This window comes from Mesorhizobium sp. WSM4310, from assembly GCF_007003935.1.
Lineage (GTDB): Bacteria > Pseudomonadota > Alphaproteobacteria > Rhizobiales > Rhizobiaceae > Mesorhizobium.
Genome location: NZ_VFTA01000008.1, coordinates 59131 through 85284 on the forward strand (window position 1 = coordinate 59131; position 26154 = coordinate 85284).

Here is a 26154-nt window from a genome sequence, read left to right on the forward strand (position 1 = left end):
CTGGCTAAAAGGTTTCTCGTCGGGCGGCGAGGCTGCTGTCCCGACATGAATATGGTTGCAGCTCCGCCCGTCGGCCGCAGGCAGAAGACAAATCCTTTCGTTTCTCGAAAACGGAAGGATTTGGCGAACCTCCCTTGCCGGATACTGTTATGGTTGCACGCCGGTCGCCTCATGCCTTCCACATGGTCGATCGAAGAACAGCCTGCATATGCTCTGCGAGGTCGAGTTCGCCGCGCGCCTCTATCTCCAAAAGATATCGGGCCTTGGCCAGGCGATCGCCTTCCTCAACCGCGGCATGGCCGCAGATGGCGAGCAGCGCCCTCTCCTCCTCCCGGCTGGCCCTGTCGGAGTCGCCGCCTAAGTCGTGCAGCGCCTTGCCGAACGCCGCGTATGCCGCCCTGTGTGCCTCGATCAGCTCTCGCAGTCTATCGGACGGTTCCTGGTCTTGGCCCGGCGACCCTGTGCCGCGTGCGGTTGCCGCAACCGTCGAGGCGACGACTGCGCTGCCGGAGTGGAAAAGCAAGGCGCGGCGGTTGATCCTGGACGTGGCGAACTCTCCCATTTGCTGCGATCGCCATGCGATCGATGACATGACACCATCTGACTGTAACACGACGGTTTGCATATTCTTGTCAGGATGGAAGGTTCGAGGCAGCCGACAGCAAGCGGCGCGTCACTCTTTAGGCGGCTCGAGGAAGGTGATATTTCCCGAGTGAAAAAGATTGATGGTGGCAGGTGCGTTCCAATGGCCAAGCTGCCTGAAGTTCTGCACGAGGCCGGATAATGGTCACCGACACCGAGTTCATTCACGAAAGCATCAGCCAAGGCTGCGTGACGCTTGCCAATGGCGAATTCCTCATCGACAGGCTGGTGAAATATGTCGGCAACGGAAGGATCCGTTGGCATGTCGAGTTTCGTGGGCATCGCGTCGAGTTCACGACCGGCCAGCTCAAGAAGCAACCGACCTTCCGAAGGAAGATACTCGAACAGGCCGGCGTACTGCCGCCCCAGCGTGCCGGGGCCGATTACAGGCGATGGGCCATCGAGTTGAGGAAGAAGGCCGTCGAACTGCCTTGGCGGGACAGGCCGGTCGATGCCGGTTTCTCCATCGACAGCCTTGTCAGTCTTGGAGGCGATCGCTGGACGATCGACTATCAAGGCAAGGTCATCAAGTTCACGACGACCAAACTGCGCAGGCAAACCAGTTTCCGCAAACGCATGCTGGCCAAGGCCAAGGTGCTGCCGCCGCAACTGGATCCGGTCGCCTATCGGAAGTGGGTGGACTGGCTGATTCGAAACGCCATGGAGGCCGCACCGCAGGCCCGAGATACTTTGATGAGCGAGAAAAGTTGGCTCGACGACCTGCCGGAGCTGGCCGGCTGGCAAAACGAAGGGCCGCACGACGGGACCAATTAAGGGCGGCGCGCCACCTACAGTCCCCGTATCGTCACCCAAACCGCGCAGGGGCACGCCGACAGAACAGGTTGACGCGTGTTGGTGGGGCGGCCTTAAGACCAGCACGGTCTGAGGGCGGTACGGTGACGCATCGGTCTGCAAAACCGACGTAATGGGTTCAATTCCCATTCAGAGCTCCATTTTCAACAGCCGCCCACGCTGGCACAAGCAGGGCGGCTTTTTTGTCAGAGACGCCAGCCCTACCCCTCTTAAACAGCGGCGGTGCAACCATGGCGTTTGCAATGCTTGGAGGCACACCTTGATGGCGAAGGAATCCAGGCGCGGCTGACTCACCGTGGCGACGCGGGTCCTCCGCGAACTCGAAGATCGGAGCGACAATCGTTCGGAAACAGGCCAAACGCCCCTCCAAAACACCCTTTTGTTGCGCCGTCGCAACATGCTTTGGGAAAAGTGTGCGCCTCGACCCTGCAATTGCCTTCCGTGAGGGAACTCCTGTGATACTGATACACAGAGCTAGGATTAGGCATAGCTCCATGCGGGGACAGGCCATGAAATACCTTTTGGCAGCAGCATTTTTGGGCGCCACCCTTACTTCGGCCATGGCGGCAGATGTTGTGAACGAGCTTCCGGTCGCTTCCACGTACGATTGGACAGGCGCCTATATCGGCGGCCAGATCGGTTACGCGTGGGGCAAGGACCATATCCAGGACGAGAACATCGCCAGCGGCGATTCAGATTATTCGGATAGCTTCAGGCTCCGTGGGGTCACCGGCGGTATTTTTGCCGGCTACAATATGCAATGGGGCAATATCGTCGGCGGCGTCGAAGGCGATATCGAGGCCTCCGGAATTGTCGGCCACAACCCGGACTGGCCGTTCGGAAGTGACGACAATACCCATGTCGATGCCCAGGGTTCGTTGCGCGGGCGCCTGGGCTATGCCTTTGACAACTGGCTACCCTATGTCACCGGCGGTTTGGCGCTGGGAGACATTCATACGAAGTTCGAAGACGGGCCGGCAACGGATTCCAAGTCTACCATCAAGGCCGGCTGGACGGTCGGCGCGGGTCTCGCTTACGCTTTCAACAAGAACTGGGTCGGCCAGGCCGAATATCGCTATACAGATTTCGGCAAGGTTACGACTGCAACCGATAACACTGACTCGGGTTGGGAAGAGCACGAACACCTCAAGACCAACGAGGTCCGAATCGGGATCGCCTATAAATTCTGATTTGCAGATCCTGTTTTTCAGGTCACCCGCTCAGCAGTTCCAAATATCGGTGCGTGTTCCGTACAGTGGTGCCACGATATATAGTGGTGCCATATAGGGTGATGCGGATATGCGGGTTAAAATAGCCAAACTGCAAGTTAGTCTGGATTGTGCTGAAGGTCAGAAAGCATTGGGCACACCGACTGCGCTTGTCTGACGAAGACAATGAGTCAGACGAGCCGGGAAATGGACCGCTTCAACCTTGGCACCTATCGCCGCCCGATCTCCACCCGCTCGACTGAGACCCAGCGCTGGTTCGATATCGGGCTGAACTGGTGCTACGGCTTCAACCATGAGGAAGGCATCAAGTGCTTTGAGAAGGCCTTGGAGACCGATCCCGGCTGCGCGATGGTGCATTGGGGCATCGCCTATGCCGCCGGGCCTTTCTACAATCTGACCTGGAAGGAACATGGTGAGGTCGAGGTCAACAGCGCGACCAGGCGCTGCTTCCAGCATGTCCGGCTTGCGCGTGCCCACGCGGCCGGCGCCAGCGATGTCGAACGGCGATTGATCGAGGCGCTGGCCTCTCGCTTCCAGAAGCCGCACAAGGTCAGCCCGCAGGAATTCGAACGATGGGATGATGCCTATGCCGCCGCGATGCGGCGGGTCTACCAGGATTTTCCCGACGACCATGATGTGATGGCGCTGCTGGTCGAGGCGCTGATGATGCGCACGGTGCGGCGGCTGTGGAACCTCAAGACCGGCGAGCCGGCGCCGAATTCGGACGTGCTTGAAGCGCTGGAGGTTTGCGAGCGGTCGATCCGGCTTGCCGACGAGGCAGGCGCGGCGCAACATCCGGCGATCCTGCACCTGCACATCCATCTCCTGGAAATGTCCACCATGCCGGAGCGCGGCCTGCGCTCGGCCGACCGGCTCGGCGAAATGTGTCCCGATGCCGGGCACATGAACCACATGCCGGGGCATATCTACGTGCTGTGCGGCGACTATGAGAAGGCGAGGATCGCCAGCGAAAAGGCGGTCCGCGCCAATGACCTCTATCTCGCCTATGCGGACGAGCCGACCTATTACCTGCTCGGCTGCTGCCACGACCTGCATCTGATGATGTTCACCTGCATGTTCCTTGGCCAGTACCGGCCGGCGCTGTGGGCCGCCGACAAGGTGCGCAGCCTGGTGACGCGAGACGTGGTCGCCATCCTGGACCGGCCCAAACTGACGCAAACGGTGGAGGGCTACCATGCGATGAAATCGCACGTGCAGGTGCGCTTCGGCCGCTGGCAGGAGATCATCGACGAACCGGCGGTCGAAGAGCCCGGCCTCTATGTGCTGACTGCGGCCATGCAGCATTACGCCAAGGGCGTCGCGCATGCGACGCTGAGGCAATTCACGGAAGCCGAGCGCGAGCGCGACCGGTTCCACCGGCATATGGAGACCATTCCGGCCGAACGGCGTTTCCTCAGCAACCCGACCCGCGCCTCGCTCGCTGTCGGTGTCGCCTTGCTCGACGGTGAGCTTGCCTACCACAAGGGCCGACACGAGGAGGCCCACGCCCATTTGCGCCAGGCGGTCGAGCTGGATGACAACCTCTCCTACACCGAGCCATGGGCGTGGATGCACCCTCCCCGCCATGCGCTGGCGGCCTTGCTTCTCGACCGGGGCCACATGCAAGAGGCCGAGCGGGTCTATCGCGACGATCTCGGCATCAGCGGCAAGGTGCAGCGCTGCGCCCAGCACCCGGACAATGTCTGGGCGCTGCATGGGTTGGTTGAATGTTTGAGGCGGCGTGGCGAGAGCGAGGAGTTGCCGGCCCTGCAGGCAAAGCTCGCCACGGCGCTGGCCAAGGCGGATGTGGCGATCAGCTCGTCATGCCTGTGCCGGACGAGCGTGCAGCGCGGTTGTTGTCACTGAGATTCCGATCTGAGGATGTTTCTTCAGAAGATCTTCAGGCGATGGAAGCCCGAGCCGCCACAGCACGGACCGGGCAGCGCGGCGGCATCAGCCGATCAGGCCAGGCTGAAGGAACGGCTTTCCTCAATTAGTGCGGAGCAGTCGATCTCATCATGAAATTGGGCGCATGCATCAGGTGCAAGCCAGGAAGCGTAAGACCGAAGCCGTTTGAGCCTGGCTGTTTTCTCGAGCCGCGCCAGGCGCTCATCTTCGGCTGGTTGGGTATGAGGCGGCCTTTTGTTCCTCTCGGCGGGATCTTGCATATCGACTGTCCTCGGTCGGAGCCTACAAAGAGGCCCGCTTAATGAGGGAGTTGGCCCACTCACCGGAAGATAGGATCACCTGTTGCTCGGGGGGCCGCTCTCCACCTGGGCTCGATGCCACCACAGGCGCGGACGAAAGTCGCCATCCATTTTGATGACGCTGCCGCGAAGGTGTCGGACTCGGCAGCTGTAGCCCTCATGTGATGGCGCCGTCCGCTACGAGAATATCCGCGCCAGTTCGTCGATGCTTGCGCCTTCCTTGACCTGGCGCAGCTCGACATAGCTGACCGCGGCGGCGATCGACAGCACCATGGAGACCACGGTCTGCACCAGCGCGGCGCCCAGCTGCGCGAGAATCCCGCCAAACAGGACGAAAACCAGCAATATCCCCCACTGGATGACCATCGCGATGATCATCAATATGAGAAACAGGCCAAACAGCGACCAGCGGTTGCCCTTGGTCAGGGCACGGCTGCGCGACATCGAGCCGAAAACGCCCCGCCGCTCCTGAATCAGGACCGGCACCGACATCGACCATCCGAGCCACAAGATGATGCCGGGCACAATCAGGGCCAGCATGGCAAGGACCGAGCCAAAGGCGACGAGGAAGCCAATCGCCAGCGTCGGCAGCAGGAAGCGGATCGCAATCTGAATGCAGTCGCCGAAGGAGGGCCGCCTGCCGTTCAGGTCCTCGATCGTCGCCCGGACCAGTGACGACTGAAGCAGCATGGTGAAAACGAAGGAAACCAGCCCGGCGACGAGGCTGAGGTAGGAATTGCGAAACATCGCATGGGGATCCGCCATCGCGCCCGGATCGCCATGCAACATCGCGTCGACCTGAGGCTGGGTCCACAACCGGACAAGCAGCGTCGGCGCGCCGGCGAACAGCGCGGCAAGGCCAAGGCAAAGCCCGATGTTGCGGCCGATGACGGCAAAGGTGTTGTTGAACACCCTGCCGATCTCGAATCGGCCGGGTTGTCCCAATGTCGCAGTGGTCATTATATTCCCCCGAGCCGCCGCAACATCCAAACAACCAACCTCGAAAGTAAATCTGGCAAGATTAAAAGGCTTCGTCCAGTGGCCTTGCAATTGTCCAGGCGTATTGCCAGTGTCGGCACCAAACCGCAGGTGCAGAGGGGCGAGCGGGTGACAGTCGCACAGCCGCAGGACGCCGAATGGCTGGCAAAGATACACAAGCAGTTGCTTGCGGACGATTCCATCCAGTTTGACCTGCCGACGCTGGTGCAGCCCGAGCCGCCGGAATGGCTGCGGCCTTTCCTGGAAGCATTGGCGAAGATCGGCCCTTACATGATCTACCTGTTCTGGGGCGCGGTGATCGTCGGCGTCGCGGTCATCGCGCTTCTCGTTGCCCTGGAGACCAAGGGCGTGGCATGGCGCCTGCCGTGGCGGCGCGCCCGTAAGCAGGCAGAGGCGGAAGAGGCATGGCGCCCGGATGTTGGTGCCGCGCAGATCCTGCTGTCCGAGGCCGACGCGCTCGCCGCGCGCGGCGACTATGACGAAGCGGTGCATCTTCTGCTTCGCCGCAGCGTCGCCGACATTGCAGGGCGGCTGCCCGACTTTCTGCGCCCGTCGCTCACCTCGCGCGACATCGCCAGCGCCACATCGTTGCCGGCGCGGGCACGCAGCCCCTTCAGCGAGATCGCGCGCATCGTCGAGGCAGCGCTGTTTGCCCGCCGGCCGGTCGGAGCCGATGGCTGGCAGCAGGCGCGCGGCGCCTATGAACGCTTCGCCTTCAGGGATGCCTGGACATGAGCGCGCCGGCGGTCGAGGCCGCGCAGGAACCGTTCAACCGCAAAACCCTGTTCTGGGGCATTTTTGCCAGCCTGCTGGCGGCGGCGGGATTTTTCCTGCTGTCGACCTACGCGCCGGACTTTCGCCAGCCGGAAGGCGGCGGCACGCCGCTCTCCAAGGGCGGCTCCGGCTATGCCGGGCTCGTCGAATGGCTGAAACTCGCCAATGGACAGGCGCCACCGATGGCGCGCAGCGAGGAAGCGCTCAGCTCCGGCCTGGCGTCCGAATTCCTGCTGATCGTCACCATCGCGCCAAACAGCGACCCGGGCGCGCTGGCAAGAATCATCAAGCTTCGCTCGGGCAAGGCCACGCTGTTCGTGTTGCCCAAATGGATCACCTTGCCGTTGCAGGACCATGAAGGCTGGGAGATGAAGCTCGAACGGCTGCCCGATACCGCCGTCAATGACTGGCTCGGGCGCATCGCCAAGGCCAAGCTTGGCGAAGGCAAGAGTTCGGTCGGGCAGATCGACGTCGCCGGCCGCATGGTCGCCGCGCCGGAAGACCTGCAATGGGTCGCGGACGATCACCCCTTGATCGCGGCGGGCAATGGCAAGGCCGTTCTCACGGAGCTCGACGAAGGGCCGTTCTACATCCTGACCGACCCCGATCTTATCAACAACGCGGCGTTGAAGGATCCGCAAAAGGCGGCGGCGGCACTCGACATCATCGCCATGCTGGAGCCCGGCAAGGGCGCGGTGATGTTCGACCTGACGCTGCATGGCGTCGGGCAGAAATACGATCTTGCCAAGCTTTTGGTCGAGCCGCCCTTCCTGGCGCTGACGCTGTCGGTGCTGGCGGCGGCGGCCCTCGCCTTCCTGCATGGGCTCGGCCGGTTCGGGCCGCCGCGCACCGAGGCCCGGGCGATTGCCTTCGGCAAGCGGGCGCTGGTCGACAGCACGGCGATGCTCTTGAAGCGCGCCGGGCGGCTCGGGGACCTCGGCGATCGGTATGCGGCGCTGATGCGTGCGCGTGCCGGCGCATTGCTCGGCGCGCCGCAAGGCTTGCCGGGCGAAGCGCTCGACCGCTGGCTCGATTCTCGCGACCGAAGCGAAACGCAGGGCTTCAGCCGTCGCTTCAAGGCCGCGAGCGAAGCTGGGAACCTGGCGCAAATGCATGAAGCAGCGGAAGCGCTGCATGACTGGACGACAAGGAGGCTCGGTGAACGTCGATGATGTGAAGGCCCTGGCGACCGCGATCAGGGAAGAAGTGGCGAAAGCAATCACCGGGCAGCGCGACACGGTCGATCTGATGCTGACGGCATTGTTCGCCGGCGGTCACATATTGCTGGAAGGCCCGCCGGGAACCGCCAAGACCATGACCGCGCGATGCTTCGCGCAAGCGCTTGGCGTCGCCTATGGCCGCATCCAGTTCACGCCCGACCTGATGCCTGGCGATATCGTCGGCTCCAACATCTACAATTTCCAGAGCGGGCAGTTCACGCTGACGCGCGGGGCGATCTTCTGCGACCTTTTGCTTGCCGACGAGATCAACCGCACGCCGCCGAAGACGCAGGCCGCCCTTCTGGAGGCCATGCAGGAACACGCCGTCACTTTCGACGGCACCACGCATGCGCTCAGCCAGAACTTCATGGTGGTGGCGACGCAGAACCCGATCGAGCATCAGGGCGTCTACCCCCTGCCCGAGGCACAGCTCGACCGCTTCCTGTTCAAGCATCGGGTGAGCTATCCCAATCTCAAGGAGGAACGGGCCATCATCGTCCATCATGGCGGCGGCACCGCCTCGCACGATATTGCGCAATACGGCATCAACGCGCAGACGGACCGCAAGACGCTGGAAACAGCACTTGCCACGGTTGGTGACGTGACGCTGGTCGACGATGTCGTCGGCTATATAGCGGCCCTGGTGCGCCGCACGCGCGAAAGCCCGGACCTTGAGGTCGGCGCCAGCCCGCGGGCGGGCGCCATGTTAGCCCGGGCCGCACGCGCCAGGGCGGCACTCGACGGCCGCGCCTATGTCATTCCCGACGACGTCAAGGCGCTCGCCATACCAGCGCTGCGCCACCGCGTCATCCTGTCGCCGGCGGCGCAGATCGATGGGCGGCTGGTCGAGCAGATCGTTTCCGACCTCGTCGACCAGACGGAGGCGCCGCGTTGATCTACCCGACCGGCAAAGCGGTGTGGGCAGCGGCGGCGGGGGCGATCCCTGCCTTCCTCATCGCGCTTGCGCTGCCGCATGTCTGGTACCTGGGCCTGCTGTGGATCTGTGTGCTGCTTGCATTTCTCGCGGTCGACGCGGCGGCCGGGCGTGGGCGTGCCTCGCTCAGCGCCAGTCTCTCGGCGCCACCGCAGGTCGGCGTCGGCGGGCGCTTTACCGTGCATGTCGCGGCCAGCCTCGGCCAGCAGGCGCGCGTGCTGCAAGCGCGTGTCGGCCACGATCAGCGTGCGGAGCCGGTCGGCCGCACAGGCGGCGCGTTGCCGGCGAATGGCGGCACGCTCGATCTCGAATTCACGGCGCGCAGGCGCGGCATTGCCAGTTTCGACCGGGTCTGGCTGCGCTGGAACGGCCAGTTCGGGCTGACCTGGAACCAGGTCGTGCTGCCGATGGACCGCAAGGTGGCGGTACTGCCCGACGTCAGCAGCGCGCGCGACGAGGCGATCACTTTGCTGCAGCGCTCCGCGCTGGCCGACGGCCACGCGCAGAGGCGAGCCGGCCAGGGCCGCGAGTTCGAGGCGCTGAAGGACTATCAGCCAGGCATGGGCCGGCGGATGATCGACTGGAAGCGCAGCGCCCGCCACGGCAAGCTTCTGGCGCGTGAGTTCAGGATCGAGGAGAACAACAACATCGTGCTGGCGATCGACAGCGGCCGGCTGATGTGCGAGCCGGTCGACGGCGTGCCGAAAGTCGACCGGGCGGTGACGGCGGCACTTCTGTCGGCCTTCATAGCGCTCAAGGGCGGCGACCTCGTCAGCCTGTTCTCCTTCGATGCCACGCCCCGCGTCTCGAGCGGCGCGGTGCGCGGCTCGCCGAGTTTCACGATGATCCAGAAGCGCGCCGCCGAGATCGACTATTCCGGCGAAGAGACCAATTTCACGCTGGCGCTGACGACATTGGCGGCCAAGCTCGACCGTCGCTCGCTGGTCATCGTCTTCACCGATTTCGTCGACCCGATCAGCGCCGAACTGATGCTACGCACCGTCGGCCGGCTGACCGAGCGGCATCTGGTGCTGTTCATGCTGATGAAGGATGTCGAACTGGAGACATTGGCCGACATGCAGCCCGCGAAACCCGAGGATGTGGCCCGCGCGGTCACCGCGGGCGGCCTGCTTCGGGAACGGCAAGTGGTGATCGGGCGACTGCGGCTGCTGGGCGCGCATGTGATCGAGGCCGACCATCAGCGGCTCGGTCCGGCCTTGGTCGAGCGTTATATCCAGCTCAAGGAGGAGAACCTCCTATGACGCTGCCCGCCGGCACCGATGCCGTACGCCAGTCGCTGGCAAGCTTCCGCCAGGAGCGCGAGGCCGACTGGAAGGCGTTCGAGGCGCTGCTGGCCCGCGTCGAAAGACGCGCGCCGCGCACGCTTTCTGAAGACGAGTTGCTGTCGCTGCCATTGCTCTACCGTTCTGCGCTGTCCTCCCTCTCGGTGGCCCGTGCGACATCGCTCGACAGCGCGCTGATCGCCTATCTGGAGGCGCTCAGCCTGCGCGGCTATTTCTATCTCTACGGCGCGCGACGAAGTTTGAGGGAGCGCGTCGGCGATTTCTTCCTGCGTGACTGGCCGGCGGCGATCCGCGATCTGTGGCGCGAGACCTGGGTGTCGGTCGCACTGACGGTGACTGGCGCCATTGCCGGCTACTGGCTGGTGGCCTCCGACAAACGCTGGTACGACGCCATCATCGCACCCAGCCTTGCCGGCGGGCGCAATCCGGATTCGTCGACCGAAGTGCTGCGCAGCGTGCTCTACGATGGCGGCAGCAGCCACTTCCTGTCCGGCTTTGCCGCCTATCTGTTCACCCACAACACGCAGGTGGCGATCCTGGCCTTTGCTCTCGGCTTCGCCTTCGCGGTGCCGAGCGTGCTGATCATCCTGATGAACGGATGCATGCTGGGCGCGCTGTTCCAGGTCTATGCGGCCAAGGGGCTGGGCTTGGAACTCGGCGGCTGGCTCTCTATCCACGGCACGACGGAGCTGTTCGCCATTGCGCTGGCGGGCGCGGCCGGCATGCGCATCGGCACGCGCATCGCCTTCCCCGGCGAACTGACCCGGATGGCCGCCGCCGCCCGGGCCGGGCGGGTGGCGGCGACCGTGATGGTCGGCGTGATGATGATGCTTCTGTTTGCCGGCCTGCTCGAAGGCATCGGCCGCCAGACGATCACCAGCGATGCGACGCGCTACGCCATTGGCGGCGGCATGCTGACGTTGTGGATCGCCTATTTCTACCTGTTCCGGATGGTGCGGCATGGCAACGGCTAGGAGCCCTGCCGAGCTGATAAGGCCGCTGATCACGCCGGAAGGTGTCGACCTCAGGGTCAAGCTGGCGGACGCCGGGACGCGGGCTTCGGCCTTCCTGCTCGATGTTGTGATCATCGTCGCGGCCGCTGTTGCGGTCACCCTCGTCGTCATCTTCGGCCTCGGCGGCCTTGGCGTGAAGGAGGCGGAGCCGCTCTTCATCGTCTGGATCATCTTCATCTTCCTGCTGCGCAACGTCTATTTCATCGCCTTCGAGGCGGGGCGGCGGGCCGCGACGCCCGGCAAGCGGATCGTCGGCGTGCGGGTCGCCTCGCGCAGCGGCGCGGGTCTCACCATCGACCAGGTCATCGCGCGCAACCTGATGCGCGAGATCGAGGTTTTCCTGCCGCTGTCGATCATCGCCGCGCGCGGCGGCGCCGGCGTAGCCGACACGCTGTCGACGATTTTCGGCCTGGTGTGGTCGCTGCTGTTCTCGCTGTTTCTACTGTTCAACCACGACCGGCTGCGCATTGGCGACCTGCTTGCCGGAACCTGGGTGGTGGAGACGCCGAAATTCAAGCTGGTCGAGGACCTTTCGCAGCGAAAGGATCCGGTCGCCAAGCGCTTCCCTTTCAGCCCGGCGCAGCTCGACGCCTATGGCATCGCCGAATTGCACAAGCTGGAAGAAGTGCTGCGCCGCGACGATTATTCTGCGATGAAAGCTGTGGCGGAAACGATCGGCCGCAAGATCGGCGCGAGGATCGAGCCGATCGATTCGAAGGCCTTTTTGACCGCCTACTACGGTGATCTGAGGGCGCATCTCGAGCGCAAGCTGCTGCTCGGCAACCGCAAGGCGGACAAGTATGCGCGGTAGCAACCTACAGCCTGCGGGACTGCCATGAACACATCGCCATCCGACCTCGAACTCCAGGAAATGGAGGCCCGGGCGGCCATGGCCCAGCCCGGACCGTGGAAGTCATGGATCGAAGGCCGGGATTTTCTAAGCGGATCGAATTTCATTCAAATCGGGGCAGGAGCTGGCCGAGGCGAAGATATCGAGCTGAGCGGCGCTACTGTCGCCGACCAGGATTTCATAGCAGCCGCACGCCAGGACATCCCTCGCCTTGTGGCCGAAGTCCGCAGACTTCGCGGAATCCTCGATCGTCAGGAATAAGGAGTCAGCGAGGCCTGCCCTACCTCAGCCACTTCTCATAGTCGGCCACCAGCAGGTGCACCGGGGCGACATCTTCGTCGATGTTGGAGAAGCGGCCGATCGGCTCGCGGAAAACATTGTCGGTGAGATCGTCGTTGACGGTCGACACCTCACCGATCAGCACATCCTTGCCCTCGGCCCAGAAGGCATGCCAGACGCCCGGCAGCAGCGTGACGCTCTGGCCCGGGTCGAGCTTCAGCAGGCCGCCAGCCGGCAGCCGGTGGATGGTTCCATCGACGGGCACCGACACCTCGGCCTTGAGATCAATGCCGCCGTCGCGGTCGTGCATGAACAGTTCCAGCACCAGCTTGCCGCCGCCACGGTTGATGATGTCCTCGGCCTTGATGTTGTGGCGGTGCATGGGCGACAGCTGGTCCTTGCGCGAGATCATGATCTTCTCGGCATAGAGCATGCCCATGCCCTTCTTCATGTCCTCGTAGCGGCCGTTGCGCACGGTGAACAGGAACAGGCCGAGCTCGTTGAATTTTTCCTGGCCGTAATCCGTGATGTCCCAGCCGAGTCGCGAGGTATAGATCGCCGAGGAATCGACCTGGCGCGCCTTCATCTCCTCGGGCGACCAATAGGCGAAGGGCGGCATGATATAGCCGAACGAGCGGATGAAGGCGTCGGCTTCGCGGATGATGTCGTTGATGGCGGAGCGTTTCATGATCGTGACCCTTCGTGTGGATTTTTTAGACAAATCGCATAGCCGAACGCCGCTGCGGTGTCGATCCATCTCGCCGTGCCCGCGCCTGCGCTACTCGCGGATGGCCCAGCGGTCCGGTCCGCTGGCCGCATGACATCAAGCACTTTCAGGCTCATAAACCCTGCGAATTCTCACAGGGATAGAAGATGCCGACCGTCCACGATCTCGATACGCCGTCGATCCTGATCGACGCCGCTCGCGCCGAAGCCAACATTGCCCGCGCACAGGCCCACGCCGACAGGAACGGACTGAAGCTGCGGCCGCATATCAAGACGCACAAGCTGCCCTATTGGGCGAAGAAGCAGGTCGCGGCGGGTGCCGTCGGCATAACCTGCCAGAAGATCGGCGAGGCCGAGGTGATGGCCGATGCCGGGCTGTCCGATATTTTTCTACCCTACAACATCCTCGGCCGCGCCAAGCTGGAACGGCTGAAGGCGCTGCACGGCCGCGTAACTCTGTCGGTCACTTCCGACAGCATGGAAACGCTGGAAGGGCTGGTGGCCACTTTCACCGATTCCGGTCATCCTCTCCAGGTTCTGGTCGAATGCGACACCGGCATGGGCCGCTGCGGCGTGCAAACGGCTGATTGGGCGGTTGCGCTGGCAAGGCTGATCGACAAGGCCGATGGCCTCGCCTTCGGCGGGCTGATGACCTATCCAGCCGCTGGCCGCGCGGCCGAGGCCGAAGCCTGGCTTGCGAAAGCCAAGCAGGTGCTGGCCGCTTCAGGCCTCGCTTGCGAACGCATCTCCAGCGGCGGCACCCCGGACATGTGGCGCTCCAGCGATGCATCGGTCGTCACCGAATATCGTCCTGGCACCTACATCTATCTCGACCGCTACCAGGTCGCCAAAGGCGTGGCCACCTTGAGCGATTGCGCGCTGACGGTGCTGTCGACGGTGGTCAGCCACCCGACGGCAACCCGCGCCATCCTCGATGCCGGCAGCAAGGCGCTGTCCAGTGACACGCTGGGGCTGAAAGACTTTGGCGAGCTCCTCGGCGCTCCCGACGCAAGGGTCACCGGGCTCAGCGAAGAACATGGCACCGTCACGCTTTCCGGCGACGCGAAGCTGCGCATCGGCGAGCGTGTGCGCGTGGTGCCCGACCATTGCTGCGTCGTCACCAATCTGTTCAACGAGGTCAACCTGATCGACGGCGAGCAGGTGCTCGAAACGTTGCCGGTGGCAGCGCGCGGGCTGATGGCCTGACCGCCTACGGTCCAGTGACAGGTGGGTTTCAGGCCGGTTGCCGCTCCGCCTGCCGAGCCGCTACCCGCCGCATGGCGATCACCCGGCGGCGGCGGATTTCGGTGCGCATCGCCATCAGGTGCAGCGTGAAGAACAACGCCGTGAACCCGACGGCCATGACCAGCAGCGGCCAGAGCAGGCTGGGGTCGATGGTCGGGCCGCCGAGGCGGAACACCGAGGCCGGCTGGTGCAGCGTGTTCCACCAGTCGACCGAGAATTTGATGATCGGGATGTTGATGAAGCCGACCAGCGTGATGATGGCGGCGGCCCACGCGGCGCGGCTGGCGTCGTCGAGCGCACGGGTCAGCGCGATGATGCCGAGATACATCAGGAACAGCACGAAGACCGAGGTCAGGCGCGCGTCCCAGACCCACCAGGTGCCCCACATCGGCTTGCCCCAGATCGAACCGGTAATCAGCGCCAGTGCGGTGAAGACGGCGCCGATGGGGGCCGCCGATTTCAGCGCGACATCGGCCAGCGGATGCCGCCAGACCAGCGTGCCAAGGGCTGAGACCGCCATCAGCGAGTAACACATCATGGCGAGCCATGCGAAGGGCACATGGATGTACATGATGCGCACGGTGATGCCTTGCTGGAAGTCCTCGGGCGCGGCGAAACTCATATAAAGCCCGACGGCAAGGATGAGCGCGGCGATCGTCGCCAGCCATGGCACGACCTTGTCGGCCAGCCCAACGAAGCGCGTCGGGTTGGCAAGGTCCATCCAGCCGCTCAGGCGTGAAGTCGTGTCGCTCATGCGGCTTTACATAAACCGCCGGCGCGATTGGGGCAATCGAGCGGCGGTGTCGCAGGCTTGGTTACCCCCTTGTTGGGAGGGTCGCTGCGAAGCAGTGGGGCGGCACTGCCCCACCGGGACCTTCGGTCCGACCTCCCCACAAGGGGAGGTAAAGAACAATGATTACGCTGCCTCGCCCTGCACGGAGCGGCTGAGGCGGCGGACTTCCTCGTCGTTGAGCAGGCCGCCGGCGCGCAGCAGGCTGGCAAAGCGGCCGTTGCGCAGCGACAGTTCGGCGAAGCCACCCATTTCGACCACCCTGCCCTTGTCCATGAACACGACCAGATCGGCGTCGCGAACAGTGGTCAGGCGGTGGGCGATGATGAAGGTGGTGCGGTCGCGCCGCAATTCGTCGATCGCTTCCTTGACGCGGTCCTCGGTCTCGACGTCGAGCGCGCTGGTCGCCTCGTCGAGCACCAGGATCGGGGCGTCCTTCAGCACGGCGCGAGCGATGGCGATGCGCTGGCGCTCACCGCCCGACAGCTGGCCGCCACGTTCGCCGACCACCGTGTCGTAGCCATTGCTCTTGGCCAGGATGAAGTCCTGCGCGGCAGCCGCGACGGCCGCGGCATGGATCTCGTCATTGCTGGCTTCGGCACGGCCGACGCGAATGTTGTCCTCGATCGAGCGGTTGAGCAGTCCGGCATCCTGGAACACGGTGGCGATCGAATGGCGCAGCGACTTGCGGGTCACGGTGCGGGTGTCGATGCCGTCGATCAGGATGCGGCCGCTGGACGGCGAGAAGACGCGCTGCAGCAAATTGATCAGCGTGGTCTTGCCGGCACCCGTCGGTCCGACAATGGCGACGGTCTGGCCGGCCTGAACCTCGAAGGATACGTCGCTGACGCCCTGTCCCGAATTGGCGAACTCGAAGCAGACATCCTCGAAGCGGACATGGCCGGTGACATTGGTGAGATCGCGCAGGCCATCCGGTTCGGCGGCATCGGCGGCCGAGTCCTCGAGCTTGTAGAACTCCTCGAGTTTGGCGCGAGCCTCCGATATCTGGTTGGCGAAAGCCGACATCTGGTCGAGCCGCGAGATCAGCAGCGTGGCGAAGCCGGTGAAGGCGATGACATCACCGACGCGCAGCTGGCCATGGGTCACCAGATAGGCGCCGATCAGAAGCACCACCATCATCGAGATGGTCGACGAGAGGCGATTGAGCGCATTGGCGATGGCCCACCAGTCGAGCACCGGGTTCTGGGCGTCGAGCAGGTTCTTGACATAGCGGCGCAGAGTCTCGGCCTCATGGCCAAGGCGGTTGTAGCTCTGGAGAACGGCGACGTTGCTCACGGAGTCCGTCACATGGGCGAACACCTTGTGATAATGGCGCTCCACGGCGGCCTGGCCCCCCTTGGTGCGCTTCATCACCAGACGGCCGATGCCGACATAGAGCACGCCAAGCGCGAGCAGCACCATCGACATACGCACATCCATGCTGAGCGCCGTCGGCACGAGCAGGACGAGCGCGACAGCCGTGGACAGATGCTGGCGCATGAATTCGAGCCACAGGCTGAACAGCGTCTCAACGGCACGCAGCAACGTGTGCAGGGCGTTGGACGTGCCGCGCTGATGATGCCAGGCGAGCGGCATGGTGATGACGCGCTCGAAGGACTGGCACAGCACTTCGCTGCGCCGGGCGTGAGCAAAGCGGTCGGCGCCGCGCGCCACCAGGACGAAAGCGATGACGTTGAAGGCGCCCAAACCGGCCCACACGGCAAGCGTGGAGAATACCGAGCCATGCGCGGAGATGGCATCGATCACCCGGCCAAACATGATCGGCTCCAGGATGGCGATGGCGGCAAGTGCGACATTGGCGCCGCAAATCAGCGCGACGCGCCTCTTGTCGGCGGCCAGATAGCCCAGCGCTCTCCAATAGATCTGCAGAAGTGACACTTCAGCTACTCCGCCAATTCTCTACTGTGCTCAATGCGATATTGTGCACTGCACCATTGCTTGACACGTAACGGTTGACGCGTCGCAAAACAATGCCCGTCTATCGCTTCCGTTCCCATTTAGCGAACAAAAGATGACGACGATGCGAAATCTGACGTGATCACCTAACGGTTTGAGATAAAAGGTGAAATGTCAGCCTTGCGGCAAAATCATGGCAGTGGCCGAGAGCTGCCACATTTTTAATCACGGCAGGCTTGCATGAATTGTCAGGCGACGCCTGGCGGACCCTGGCGGACGCCGTCAGCGACCGCACGCAAGTAAACATTCGCGGCATCGCGCGTCCCGAAGGACGCGCGATCTATCGACCTAAGACGTTGATTTTACGCCGGTATCTTGACCACGACCTCAGTCTGGGTGCCGGCTTTCGGTTCGAAGGAGGCGGACTTTGTTTTCGAACCATCGACTTCGAGCGAGATCGTCTTGGTTTTTTTGTCGCGAACGACATGAACCTTGATCTCGGCGCCCAGCATCTTGAGGGAAGCCTGGTAGCCATCCCAATGGCTGGGCAGTTTCGGCCGGAACGTGATCTGCTTGCCGCGCCGTTCGATGCCGAGGATGCCTTCGACCGCTGCCCGATAGAGCCAGCCCGCCGAGCCGGTGTACCAAGTCCAGCCGCCGCGCCCGCCCTTGTCGTCTCCGGCATAGATATCGGCGGCCACCACGTAGGGTTCGACGCGGTATTGCTCGGCCGAGGCCTCGTCGGAGGCGTGATTGACCGGATTCAGCATGGAGAAGCAGCGATAGGCTTCGTCGGTTTGCCCCATCTCGGCCAGCGCGATGACGAACCACGTCGCCGCATGCGTGTACTGGCCGCCATTCTCGCGCACGCCGGGCGGATAGCTCTTGATGTAGCCGGGGTCCTTCTGCGTCTTCGAGAAGGGTGGCGTGAACAGTTTGACGATCTTGAGCTTGTCGTCGACGAGCAGGCTGGTCGCCTGCTGCATCGCCGTCGTCGACCGCGCCGGGTCGCCCTCGCCTGAAAGCACGCTCCAGGACTGGGCGATGGAATCGATCCTGCACTCTTCGGAGGTGCGCGACCCCAAGGGCGTGCCGTCGTCAAAACTGCCGCGCCGGTACCACTCGCCGTCCCATGCCGTGCTCTCGAGCGCCCGCTTCAGCGCCTCGGCATGCTTTGCCCAGGCCTGGGCGCGCTTGTTGTCGCCCTCGCTCTTGGCGACGGCGGCGAAGTCGCCCAGCGTCTTCAGCAGGAACCAGCCCAGCCACACGCTCTCGCCCTTGCCGTGCTCGCCGACACGGTTCATGCCGTCGTTCCAGTCACCGCCAAGGATCAGCGGCAGGCCGGCAGGACTGCTGCGCTTGATGGCCAGGTCGAGCGCGCGCGCGCAATGGTCGTAAAGCGACACCGTCTTCTTCGAGATTTCGGGAGTGAAGAAGGCGTCATGCTCGCCCTCCCCCAGCGCCTGCCCGTCGATGAAGGGCAGTTGCTCCTTGAGGATGGCGGCGTCGCCGGTCACGCTGAGATAGCGCGCCGTGGCGTGGGCCAGCCAGACCACGTCGTCGGAAATCAATGTGCGCACGCCGGCCCCGGTGCGCGGCAGCCACCAATGCTGCACGTCGCCTTCAGGGAACTGCCGCCGCGCGGCGTTGAGGATCTGATCGCGCGCCAGTGTCGGATCATGCGCCAGCAGCGCCAGCGTGTCCTGCAACTGGTCGCGGAAGCCGAAGGCGCCGCTTGCCTGGTAGAAGGCCGAGCGGGCGCGGATGCGGCAGGCAAGGCTCTGATAGGGCAGCCAGTGATTGACCATGGCATCGAGCGCCTTGTCCGGCGTCTCGACCTGAATGGTGTCGAGGAAACCGCGCCACTCGCGCTCATTGTCGGCCAGACGCTGGTCGAAATCCTTGCCCCGATGCGTCTGCACCAGCGCGCTTGCCTGCGCCGGGGTGTCGGCATCGCCGAGCAGCCAGAGCAGCGTGACGTCGCCGCCGGCCGGGATCTCGACATCGCGGGCGATCGCCGCGCAGGGATCGTCGCCGGCCTCGACACGGCCCGACAGGGCCGCGCCGGTCAGCACAGCCTGCGGCAGTTCGCTGGACCCGTGCCGGCCGAGGAACTCCGACCGATCCGATGTCACCGAATGGACAGCGGCGTCGGCGGCCAGGAAGGCGACGCGCTCGCTGAAATCGAGCCCATAGGGGTTTTGCGCCAGCAATGCGCCGGTCGCCCCGTCGCGGGATGGGACGATGGTGGCGGCCGTCCGCGACCGATGTCCGCCAAGCACCCATTCGGCATACGCATAGACGCGCAGCCGCGCCGGCACCGGGCCAGAATTCTGGATGCGCAGCCGCGTGATTTTCACCGGATCGACGGGGTCGACCACATGGGTCAGGTCCATCGATAGCGGCCCGCGCTTCGAGCGGAAGGTGGAGAAGCCCTGGCCATGCCAGGCCTCGTAGGTCATCGAGGGATCGCGCACCACCGCGGCGATCGGCGAGAACGCCCTGCCGCTGGCCTGGTCGTAGATATAGATGCCCTCGCCCGGCCGGTTCGAGACCGGATCGTTGGACCACGGCGTCAACTGGTAGTCGCGGCTGTTGCGGCTCCAGGTGAAGGCTGCCCCCTCGGCCGACGTATGGAAGCCGAACGAGGCGTTGGAGACGACATTGATCCAGGGCTGCGGCGTGGTGCGTCGGCCGGCGAGGCGCACCACATAGTGACGTCCGTCGCCGTCGAAACCGCCAAAGCCATTCCATTGGCTGAGGCCAGAGCCATCGGCACTGACATCCGCCACGTTCTGCGGGGCAAAGGCATGCGCCGCCGGGATTTCGCGTGGAGCCGGCAATCCGATGGACGGCAGGCCGTCGCGCGCCTGCAAGGCAGCCGCCTCGGCCCGTTCGATCTGATCGAAGATGGTGCCGTTGCGCGTATGCAGCACCACCCGGGCGACGGCGAGCAACGTCTTGTAGGTGGTCTCTTCCATCAGGTCGCGGCGCACCGCGAAAATGTGCTGGCGGGGACCGAGTTCCTTGCCGCGCAGACGGCTGTTTTCGCACAGCGTCTCGACCGCGCGCTGCAGATCCTGGACATAGGACGAGGCCTGCTCGTTGACGACGACGAAGTCGATCATCATGCCGCGGGTGCGCATATATTCCTGGAAGCGCAGCGCCTGGGCGACGATCTCCAGATCGGCGACGTCGCCGATCCTGACCAGGAAGATCGGAAAATCGCCCGAAATGCTGGTCGGCCACAGGCTCGACTGCTTGCCGAGGCCCGAAGCGATGGATTCGGCCGGCAAGCGCAGGAACGCGTCGGGATAGATCAGGTAGCGCGCCAGTTTCTGCACATTGGCGGCGTCGGTCAGGCTGAGGCCCATATGGCGCGTCTGCACCTGGCTGCGCGTCCAGGCCAGCATGGCCTGACGGGCAAAGCTCTCCTGATGGTCGAGACGGTTTATCGCCTCTTCCAGTTCGGTGCGGTTGGCCCCGACCACCGTCCAGAAGGTCAGGGATATCTTCTTGTTTGCGGGCACCCGCACCTGACGGCGCAGCGAGGCGATGGGATCGAGCGTAAAGCCGGAATGACCGCCAAGTCTGGCGCCCGGATCGAAAGCGGCGGCATCGACGATCGAGCGGCCACGGCCGATAAAGGCGCGCCTGTCGGTCTCGGCCTCGGCATCGCGCGCCGGACCCGACGGATCGGTGACGAAATGCACCAGGTTGATATCGGGCTCGCTGGTTTCGCGCTTGCGGCGCGTGGCGAAGATCGCTCCGTTGTTGGTGGCGATTTCAGTCTCCACGAACATCTTGGAGAAGGCCGGATGCGCGTAATCGGAGGCCTCCAAACCCAGCACCAGTTCGGCAAAGGACGTCACCTCGATGAAACGATCGGACGTGCTTTCATTGTAGAGCGTGATGCGACGGCCCTCGCCATTGCCTTCGGAAACGACGATGCATTCGACCTCGGAGCGCAACGTGCCGACCAATTTGACGAAGCTCGCCTTGTCGTCGGAGAACAGGGTCTGCACCTTCTCCTCGGCCGCGCGCTTTGGCTCCGCCGTTGCCGACCACCAGTCTCCAGTGCTGACGTCACGCAGGAAGATGTAGGAACCCAGACGATCCTCGACCGGGTCCGGCTGCCAGCGCGTAACGGAAAGGTCGCCCCAGCGGCTGTAGCCGGAGCCGGTTGCGGTCACCATCACCGAATAGCGGCCGTTCGACATCACATTGGTCGAACGCAGCGCCCGCAGGGGATCGAGCACGATGCGCGTGTCAGGGCTCTCGGTTTCGGTCTCGTCCTTGGCGCGCTCGTCCGCTTCGGTCCTGACGGTCGCGGTCGGGATGTCGCGCGGCGCCCTTTCCTGCAGCAGGAGTTCAGCCGATTCGATGACCGGATCGCTGTGGAAACGGTCGCGCAGACGACCCTCGAAGATCGCGTCGGCGACCGCCGCGATCGACATGCCCGAATGGTGCGCATAGTAATTCAGCACGACCGCGTGGTTGGTACCTTCAGGCACGCGCTGCGGCGTGAAGTCGACCGCATCGTAAAAGCCATGCGGGCCAAGCGCACCGATGCCGCGCAGACGCGCGAGATTTTGCACGGCTTCGCGCGGGTTGAACTGCGCCGCCATTATGGTGGCGTAGGGCGCGATCACCGTGTTCTGGCCAAGACCGCGCTTCAGCCCAAGCCCGGGCACGCCGAAATTGGTGTACTGGTAGGTCAGTTCGCGGTCGCGGGCGTTGTAGGCCGCTTCCGAGATGCCCCAGGGCACGTTTTTCTGGCGACCGTACTGGATCTGGCGCTTGATGATCAGCTTGCTGGTCTGGTTGAGGATCGAGCCCTGCGCCTCCTTCATCACCAGCGGCGGCATCAGATATTCGAACATCGAGCCCGACCAGGACATCAGCGCGCCCTGGAAGCCGATCTCGACGATCGGACGGCCGAGCCGGAACCAATGTTCGGTCGGCAGGTCGCCCTTGGCGATGGCGAACAGGCTGGTCAACCGCGCCTCGGAGGCGAGAAGGTCGTAGCAGCTTTCGTCGAGCTGGTGTTCCTCGACCCGGTAGCCGATCGACAGCAACTTGCGTTCCGGCCGCATCAGGAAGGCGAATTCCATCTCGAAGGCGAAACGACGGGTGCGCTCGCGCAAGGTCAGAAGTTTGGCGCGCAGCGCTTCGACGGCGTTGTCGTCGCTGTGGGCATCATGGACATGTGCCTCGCAAGTGGCTTCCAGCCTCGCCGCCCAGTCGACGATGACGTCGCTCTGGGCCGAGGCCGCCTCGGTGTGGATGGCGGTGGCCAGCTTGCGGATCTCGCCCGCCAGCACGGCGAGGTTGATGGTGCGGATCGAGGCCATTTCCGGCTGCGCCTTGATCGTCTCGACGGCGCGCCGCATGCCGTCCAGGCGATCGACGAGACGCTGGCGCAGAGGCCTGAGCTGACGGCGGTCGTCGGGCAACTCATCGAGGCTTTCGCTCAGGATGGTGACCGTGTCGAGAATGCCTTCGAAATCGCCCTGGAGGTGAACGGAAGGCGCTTCCGCCCATTCGGCACAGGCAGCCGCCACAGCCACCAGATGGCCGGCGAGATTGCCGCTGTCGACAGCCGAAATGTAGAGCGGGTAGAGCGGCTTCAGCGTCGTGGTGTCGTACCAGTTGAAGAGATGGCCGCGGTGGCGCGGCATGCTCTCTATGGTCGTCATGGTGGCGTCAATGCGGGTGATGGCATCCGACAGGCTGATCCAGCCGAAATCGCGCGCCGAGACCACCGACAGGAGATAGACGCCGACATTGGTCGGCGACGTGCGCGGCGCCACGACCGGCGCCGGGCTTTCCTGGAAATTGTCCGGCGGCAGATTGTGATGCTCCGCCGTGACGAAGCTTTCGAAATAGTGCCAGGTGCGCCGCGCAATAGTGCGCAGCGTGTGGATATCGGCCTGCGATATGCGCAGCCGGTCCTCGGTTTCGGCCGAGCGGCTGATCCAGCTGGCGATCGCCGGCGAGCCTATCCAGAACAGGGCGAAGAAGAAGGCGACGAAGGCGCCGGTGGAATCGGCCAGCACCGGAATGGCCAGGCCGACGAAGCCGATGATCACGGCGCCGTACATCATGCCGTAATAGGAGCCGACATCGTTGTCGCCGGCCTTGTGGGCCTGGGAAGCGGTGCGCCATTCCAGGAGATTCTGGCGGCTGACGAACAGCCGGTAGAGCGTGCGCACGATGGCGTCGCCCATCATCCAGGCGTTGTGCGCCATCAGCACGATCTTCAGGGCCACCATGGCGGTGCCGAAGGCGACATCGCGCGCCAGCGCCGAGAAATGGCCGCGCGGTGTCTGGTCGCCGCTCTTGGGCAGGATGGCGTTGACGACATCGAAGGTCGGCGCCATGAACAGGCTGAGGATCAGCAGTGCCTGCCATTGCGCGGCCTGTGTGAAGGGCAGCAGGGTCCAGCCGGCGATCGCCGCCATCACCCAGAAGGTCGGCGTCAGCGAGCGGCGCAGATTGTCGACCATCTTCCAGCGCGACAGGGCCGGAACACCGGAACGAGGATCGAGGATGAAGCCCAGCAGCTGCCAGTCGCCACGTGCCCAGCGATGGTGGCGCGAGGCGTCGACCGAGTAGCGAGTCGGATAGTCCTCGACCAGTTCGACGTCGGTGACCAGTGCCGCGCGCGCCAGCGCGCCTTCGAGTAGATCGTGGCTGAGGACGGTGTTTTCCTCGATGCGGCCTTGCAGCGCGGCTTCGAAGGCATCGACATGATAGAGGCCCTTGCCGGTGAAGGACCCATCGCTAAAGACATCCTGATAAAGGTCGGAGACGGCGAAGACATAGGGGTCCAGGCCGCGATTGGCCGAGAACACACGCTGGAAGAACGAGGCCTCGTCGCCTGATGTCAGCGAAGCGGTGATGCGCGGCTGCAGGATCGTGTAGCCGGCGGTGACGACGCGCCTGGCGGCGTCGAAATGCGGGCGGTTGAGCGGATGGCAGAGCTTGCCGACGAGGCTCGCCACCGCATCGCGCGTGGTGCGCGTGTCGGCGTCGAGCGTCATCACATGGACGACTTTTTCCGGCAGCGGCACGTCGAGCGGCAGGAAAGTCGTGTCGCTGTCGCCACGCAGCAAAAGGTCAAGCTCATGCAGCTTGCCACGCTTGCGCTCCCAACCCATCCAGGCCCCTTGAGCGGCGTTGAAGAGCCGGCGGCGATGCAGGATGTAGAAGCGCGGCGCGCCTTCCGTGGGATAGCGGGCGTTGAGACGGGCGATCTCGCCACGGGCATATTCGAGGATCTCGGTGTCGGCCGCATCGATCTCGATCTTGGAGTCGGGCCAGTCCGACAGCAGCGCGAAATGGATCTCGTCCACCAGATTGGCAAGGTAATGGACTTCGAGGTTGCGGATGTTTTCCTCGACATCGTCGCGCGAGCCGATGAGCGATGGCACAACCACCAGCGTGCGCGCCTCGGGCGGCACACCGTGCCTGTAGTCGTAGCCGATCAGGCGTGTCGGCTTGAGGAAGAGCGAGACAACCGTGTTGAAGAAGGCCAGCGCGCCCTCGCTCGCCGGCACGGCAAACAGCGCCAGCATCAGGACGATCGAGGCCACCGAAAGGCCGAGATTGGCCAACGCGTTGCCGGTGACGACAAGAAGCAAGGCCGTCAGTGCGAAAACAGGCAGGACGATGCCCAACCATCCGGTCTTGGCGAAGGTCCGCTTGACCGTCTGGCTGATGGTGAGCCGATAGCCGATCGCTTTTTCCAGCTCCAGACGGCGCGGACCGACGAGGAAGAAGCCGACATCGGTATGCGCGGACGGAGCCGGAGCTGAATCGTCGCCATCGCCGGCCGATACGTGTTCGCTGGCGGCGTGTTCGCTAGCGGCCTGGCCGGCCAGTTCGATCGCCTTTTCGGCGACGCGGTATTCCGACAGGTTCGAGCGGCGGGCCAGTTCCTCGATCGCGGTGCGGTATTGGTCGCGCGAGAAGAAGTCGAGCGCGGCAAAATCGGTGCGCTCGCGCAGCACGGTGTCGATGCGGCTGACGCCTTCGAACCACACCGTCCAGTCGACGTCGTTGATGAGGCGCAGGCCGCGGATGATGTTGCCGGTCGTCACATTGCCACTGGACAGCGTGTGATGCTCGGAGATGATGATCTCCTCGGCATCGGAACCAGTCTTTTCGAGCTCGCCTTCCAGCCATTCCAGGGCCTTGCCGGCATTCTGCGAGCCATCGCGCAAGCGGTAGAGAAGCTGCGTGGCAAAGGTTGTGTCCTGCGCGTGAGTGCTGAAATTGGCCAGGATCGCCTGGCGGTCGGCACTCTCGTCGGTCGCCAGCACCTTGTCGGCCACATCGTTGGCGATCTGGCGCATCTGGCGGGTGCGATTGACCCTGACGGCCAGCCGGCGGAGATTTTCGATCAGCACGAAGCGCAAAAGCGACGGCAGCGCCCAGAGTTCACCGATCTTCAGCGGCTCGACCGACTGAAAACCCTGGACGATGGACTTGAACATGGTCGCCGAGACGGAACTGTCCGAATGCGCCACATAGGTCCAGGCCAGCGCCAGCGCGCGCGGCACGGTGCCGCCGTCAGGCAGTTTCAGCGTCGGCAGCTGACGATAGAAGCGGCGCGGCAGGTCGCGCTTGACCTGGAAAATGGTCTCCTCGACCAGATAGTTGTTATCGAGCAGCCATTGCGCGGCCGGGGTGATCGTTTCACCCTTGGCCTGCGCGGCATTGGTCGAACGGTAGACTTCGAGGATCTTCTTGGCGCTGTCGCGGATGCGGGCCTGGAAATCGAAGGGGATCAGGCCGAACAGGTCGGCGAGATCGCCCTTTGCCAGGCTTTCGCCGAGCAGCCTCAGGCGCTCCTCCGGCAGGAATGTCGACCTTATCGGCTCTTCCGTGATGGCCGGGAAGCTCGCGCTTGTCTTCTCGATCTGGGCAGGATTCGTCTGAATATTCATTGAAAATTCCGTAAGCGGGCACTCAGCGGCGTCACCGCCACGGCAATGGCCCTAAAACCGGTTCAAATGCAATTGGTTGCATCGACCCCTATGCCGAAAGTTTGTTTCCGCACCACGACAGAGCGTCATCTTTCGACCAAACTCAAAGACGAGCGCCCCTCGCTCTCGTCAGGATCGATCGACGGAGAGGATTCGGGCTTTTTCGTGATCCCGGCGGGAGCTTACGCTATATTTCGCCGGCATTGCGATCATGTTTGG

17 protein-coding genes and 1 tRNA gene are annotated in these 26154 nt (G+C 63.8%); 12 read left to right on the forward strand and 6 right to left on the reverse strand.

Annotated features, from left to right (window positions below):
* Positions 1-169: 169 nt before the first annotated feature.
* Positions 170-625, reverse strand: a complete 456-nt coding sequence (locus FJV80_RS11340) for a hypothetical protein (RefSeq protein WP_246688946.1) — start codon at positions 623-625, stop codon at positions 170-172.
* 158 nt (positions 626-783) lie between these two features.
* On the opposite strand from FJV80_RS11340, the gene FJV80_RS11345 reads away from it, so the two are divergent.
* The 4 genes from FJV80_RS11345 (at position 784) to FJV80_RS11360 (ending at position 4550) form a co-directional block, all read left to right on the forward strand.
* The gene (locus FJV80_RS11345) at positions 784-1416 is read left to right on the forward strand and encodes a hypothetical protein (RefSeq protein WP_142876390.1); all 633 of its coding nucleotides are present in this window, start codon (positions 784-786) and stop codon (positions 1414-1416) included.
* Between the two features lie 105 nt (positions 1417-1521).
* Positions 1522-1595: transfer RNA gene (locus FJV80_RS11350), tRNA-Cys, on the forward strand.
* Positions 1596-1964: 369 nt separating this feature from the next.
* The gene (locus FJV80_RS11355) at positions 1965-2645 is read left to right on the forward strand and encodes an outer membrane protein (RefSeq protein WP_179295929.1); all 681 of its coding nucleotides are present in this window, start codon (positions 1965-1967) and stop codon (positions 2643-2645) included.
* A gap of 225 nt (positions 2646-2870) precedes the next feature.
* Positions 2871-4550 carry a hypothetical protein gene (locus FJV80_RS11360; RefSeq protein ID WP_142876391.1) on the forward strand — a complete coding sequence of 560 codons (1680 nt, stop codon included), beginning with the start codon at positions 2871-2873 and terminating at the stop codon, positions 4548-4550.
* Positions 4551-5068: 518 nt separating this feature from the next.
* Here the strand turns inward: FJV80_RS11360 and FJV80_RS11370 are convergent.
* Positions 5069-5851: a hypothetical protein gene (locus FJV80_RS11370; protein ID WP_095770482.1), complete on the reverse strand. Its 783-nt coding sequence runs from the start codon at positions 5849-5851 to the stop codon at positions 5069-5071.
* 147 nt (positions 5852-5998) lie between these two features.
* On the opposite strand from FJV80_RS11370, the gene FJV80_RS11375 reads away from it, so the two are divergent.
* Genes FJV80_RS11375 through FJV80_RS11405 form a run of 7 tightly spaced genes read left to right on the forward strand, consistent with a single transcriptional unit; the run spans position 5999 to position 12246 of the window.
* Positions 5999-6625 (forward strand): DUF4129 domain-containing protein, encoded by a 627-nt coding sequence (locus tag FJV80_RS11375; protein WP_179296313.1) that lies wholly within the window; start codon positions 5999-6001, stop codon positions 6623-6625.
* Positions 6622-7836 carry a DUF4350 domain-containing protein gene (locus FJV80_RS11380; protein ID WP_142876392.1) on the forward strand — a complete coding sequence of 405 codons (1215 nt, stop codon included), beginning with the start codon at positions 6622-6624 and terminating at the stop codon, positions 7834-7836. The genes FJV80_RS11375 and FJV80_RS11380 overlap by 4 nt, the downstream gene beginning before the upstream one ends.
* Positions 7823-8779: a MoxR family ATPase gene (locus FJV80_RS11385; protein ID WP_142876393.1), complete on the forward strand. Its 957-nt coding sequence runs from the start codon at positions 7823-7825 to the stop codon at positions 8777-8779. Before FJV80_RS11380 ends, FJV80_RS11385 begins: the two co-directional genes overlap by 14 nt.
* The gene (locus tag FJV80_RS11390; protein ID WP_095770485.1) at positions 8776-10080 is read left to right on the forward strand and encodes a DUF58 domain-containing protein; all 1305 of its coding nucleotides are present in this window, start codon (positions 8776-8778) and stop codon (positions 10078-10080) included. Before FJV80_RS11385 ends, FJV80_RS11390 begins: the two co-directional genes overlap by 4 nt.
* Positions 10077-11096 carry a stage II sporulation protein M gene (locus FJV80_RS11395; protein ID WP_142876394.1) on the forward strand — a complete coding sequence of 340 codons (1020 nt, stop codon included), beginning with the start codon at positions 10077-10079 and terminating at the stop codon, positions 11094-11096. The genes FJV80_RS11390 and FJV80_RS11395 overlap by 4 nt, the downstream gene beginning before the upstream one ends.
* Positions 11083-11946 carry an RDD family protein gene (locus FJV80_RS11400; RefSeq protein ID WP_142876395.1) on the forward strand — a complete coding sequence of 288 codons (864 nt, stop codon included), beginning with the start codon at positions 11083-11085 and terminating at the stop codon, positions 11944-11946. Before FJV80_RS11395 ends, FJV80_RS11400 begins: the two co-directional genes overlap by 14 nt.
* A 24-nt stretch (positions 11947-11970) precedes the next feature.
* Positions 11971-12246 carry a hypothetical protein gene (locus FJV80_RS11405; RefSeq protein WP_179295927.1) on the forward strand — a complete coding sequence of 92 codons (276 nt, stop codon included), beginning with the start codon at positions 11971-11973 and terminating at the stop codon, positions 12244-12246.
* A gap of 19 nt (positions 12247-12265) precedes the next feature.
* Here the strand turns inward: FJV80_RS11405 and FJV80_RS11410 are convergent, their stop codons facing one another.
* Positions 12266-12952: a D-lyxose/D-mannose family sugar isomerase gene (locus FJV80_RS11410; RefSeq protein WP_095770488.1), complete on the reverse strand. Its 687-nt coding sequence runs from the start codon at positions 12950-12952 to the stop codon at positions 12266-12268.
* Positions 12953-13137: 185 nt separating this feature from the next.
* Here FJV80_RS11410 and FJV80_RS11415 point away from each other — a divergent pair, with 185 nt between their 5' ends.
* Entirely contained in the window at positions 13138-14196 is a 1059-nt protein-coding gene (locus FJV80_RS11415) for a D-TA family PLP-dependent enzyme (RefSeq protein WP_142876396.1), read from the forward strand.
* Between the two features lie 28 nt (positions 14197-14224).
* On the opposite strand, the gene FJV80_RS11420 is transcribed toward FJV80_RS11415, so the two are convergent.
* From FJV80_RS11420 to FJV80_RS11430, 3 genes are all read right to left on the reverse strand, one after another.
* Positions 14225-14989, reverse strand: a complete 765-nt coding sequence (locus FJV80_RS11420) for a heme ABC transporter permease (protein ID WP_095770490.1) — start codon at positions 14987-14989, stop codon at positions 14225-14227.
* A 162-nt stretch (positions 14990-15151) separates the two neighbouring features.
* On the reverse strand, positions 15152-16924 hold the full coding sequence (locus tag FJV80_RS11425) for a glucan ABC transporter ATP-binding protein/ permease (protein WP_095770491.1): 1773 nt from the start codon (positions 16922-16924) through the stop codon (positions 15152-15154).
* Positions 16925-17304: 380 nt separating this feature from the next.
* Positions 17305-25896, reverse strand: a complete 8592-nt coding sequence (locus FJV80_RS11430; protein WP_142876397.1) for a glucoamylase family protein — start codon at positions 25894-25896, stop codon at positions 17305-17307.
* Positions 25897-26154 lie beyond the last annotated feature (258 nt).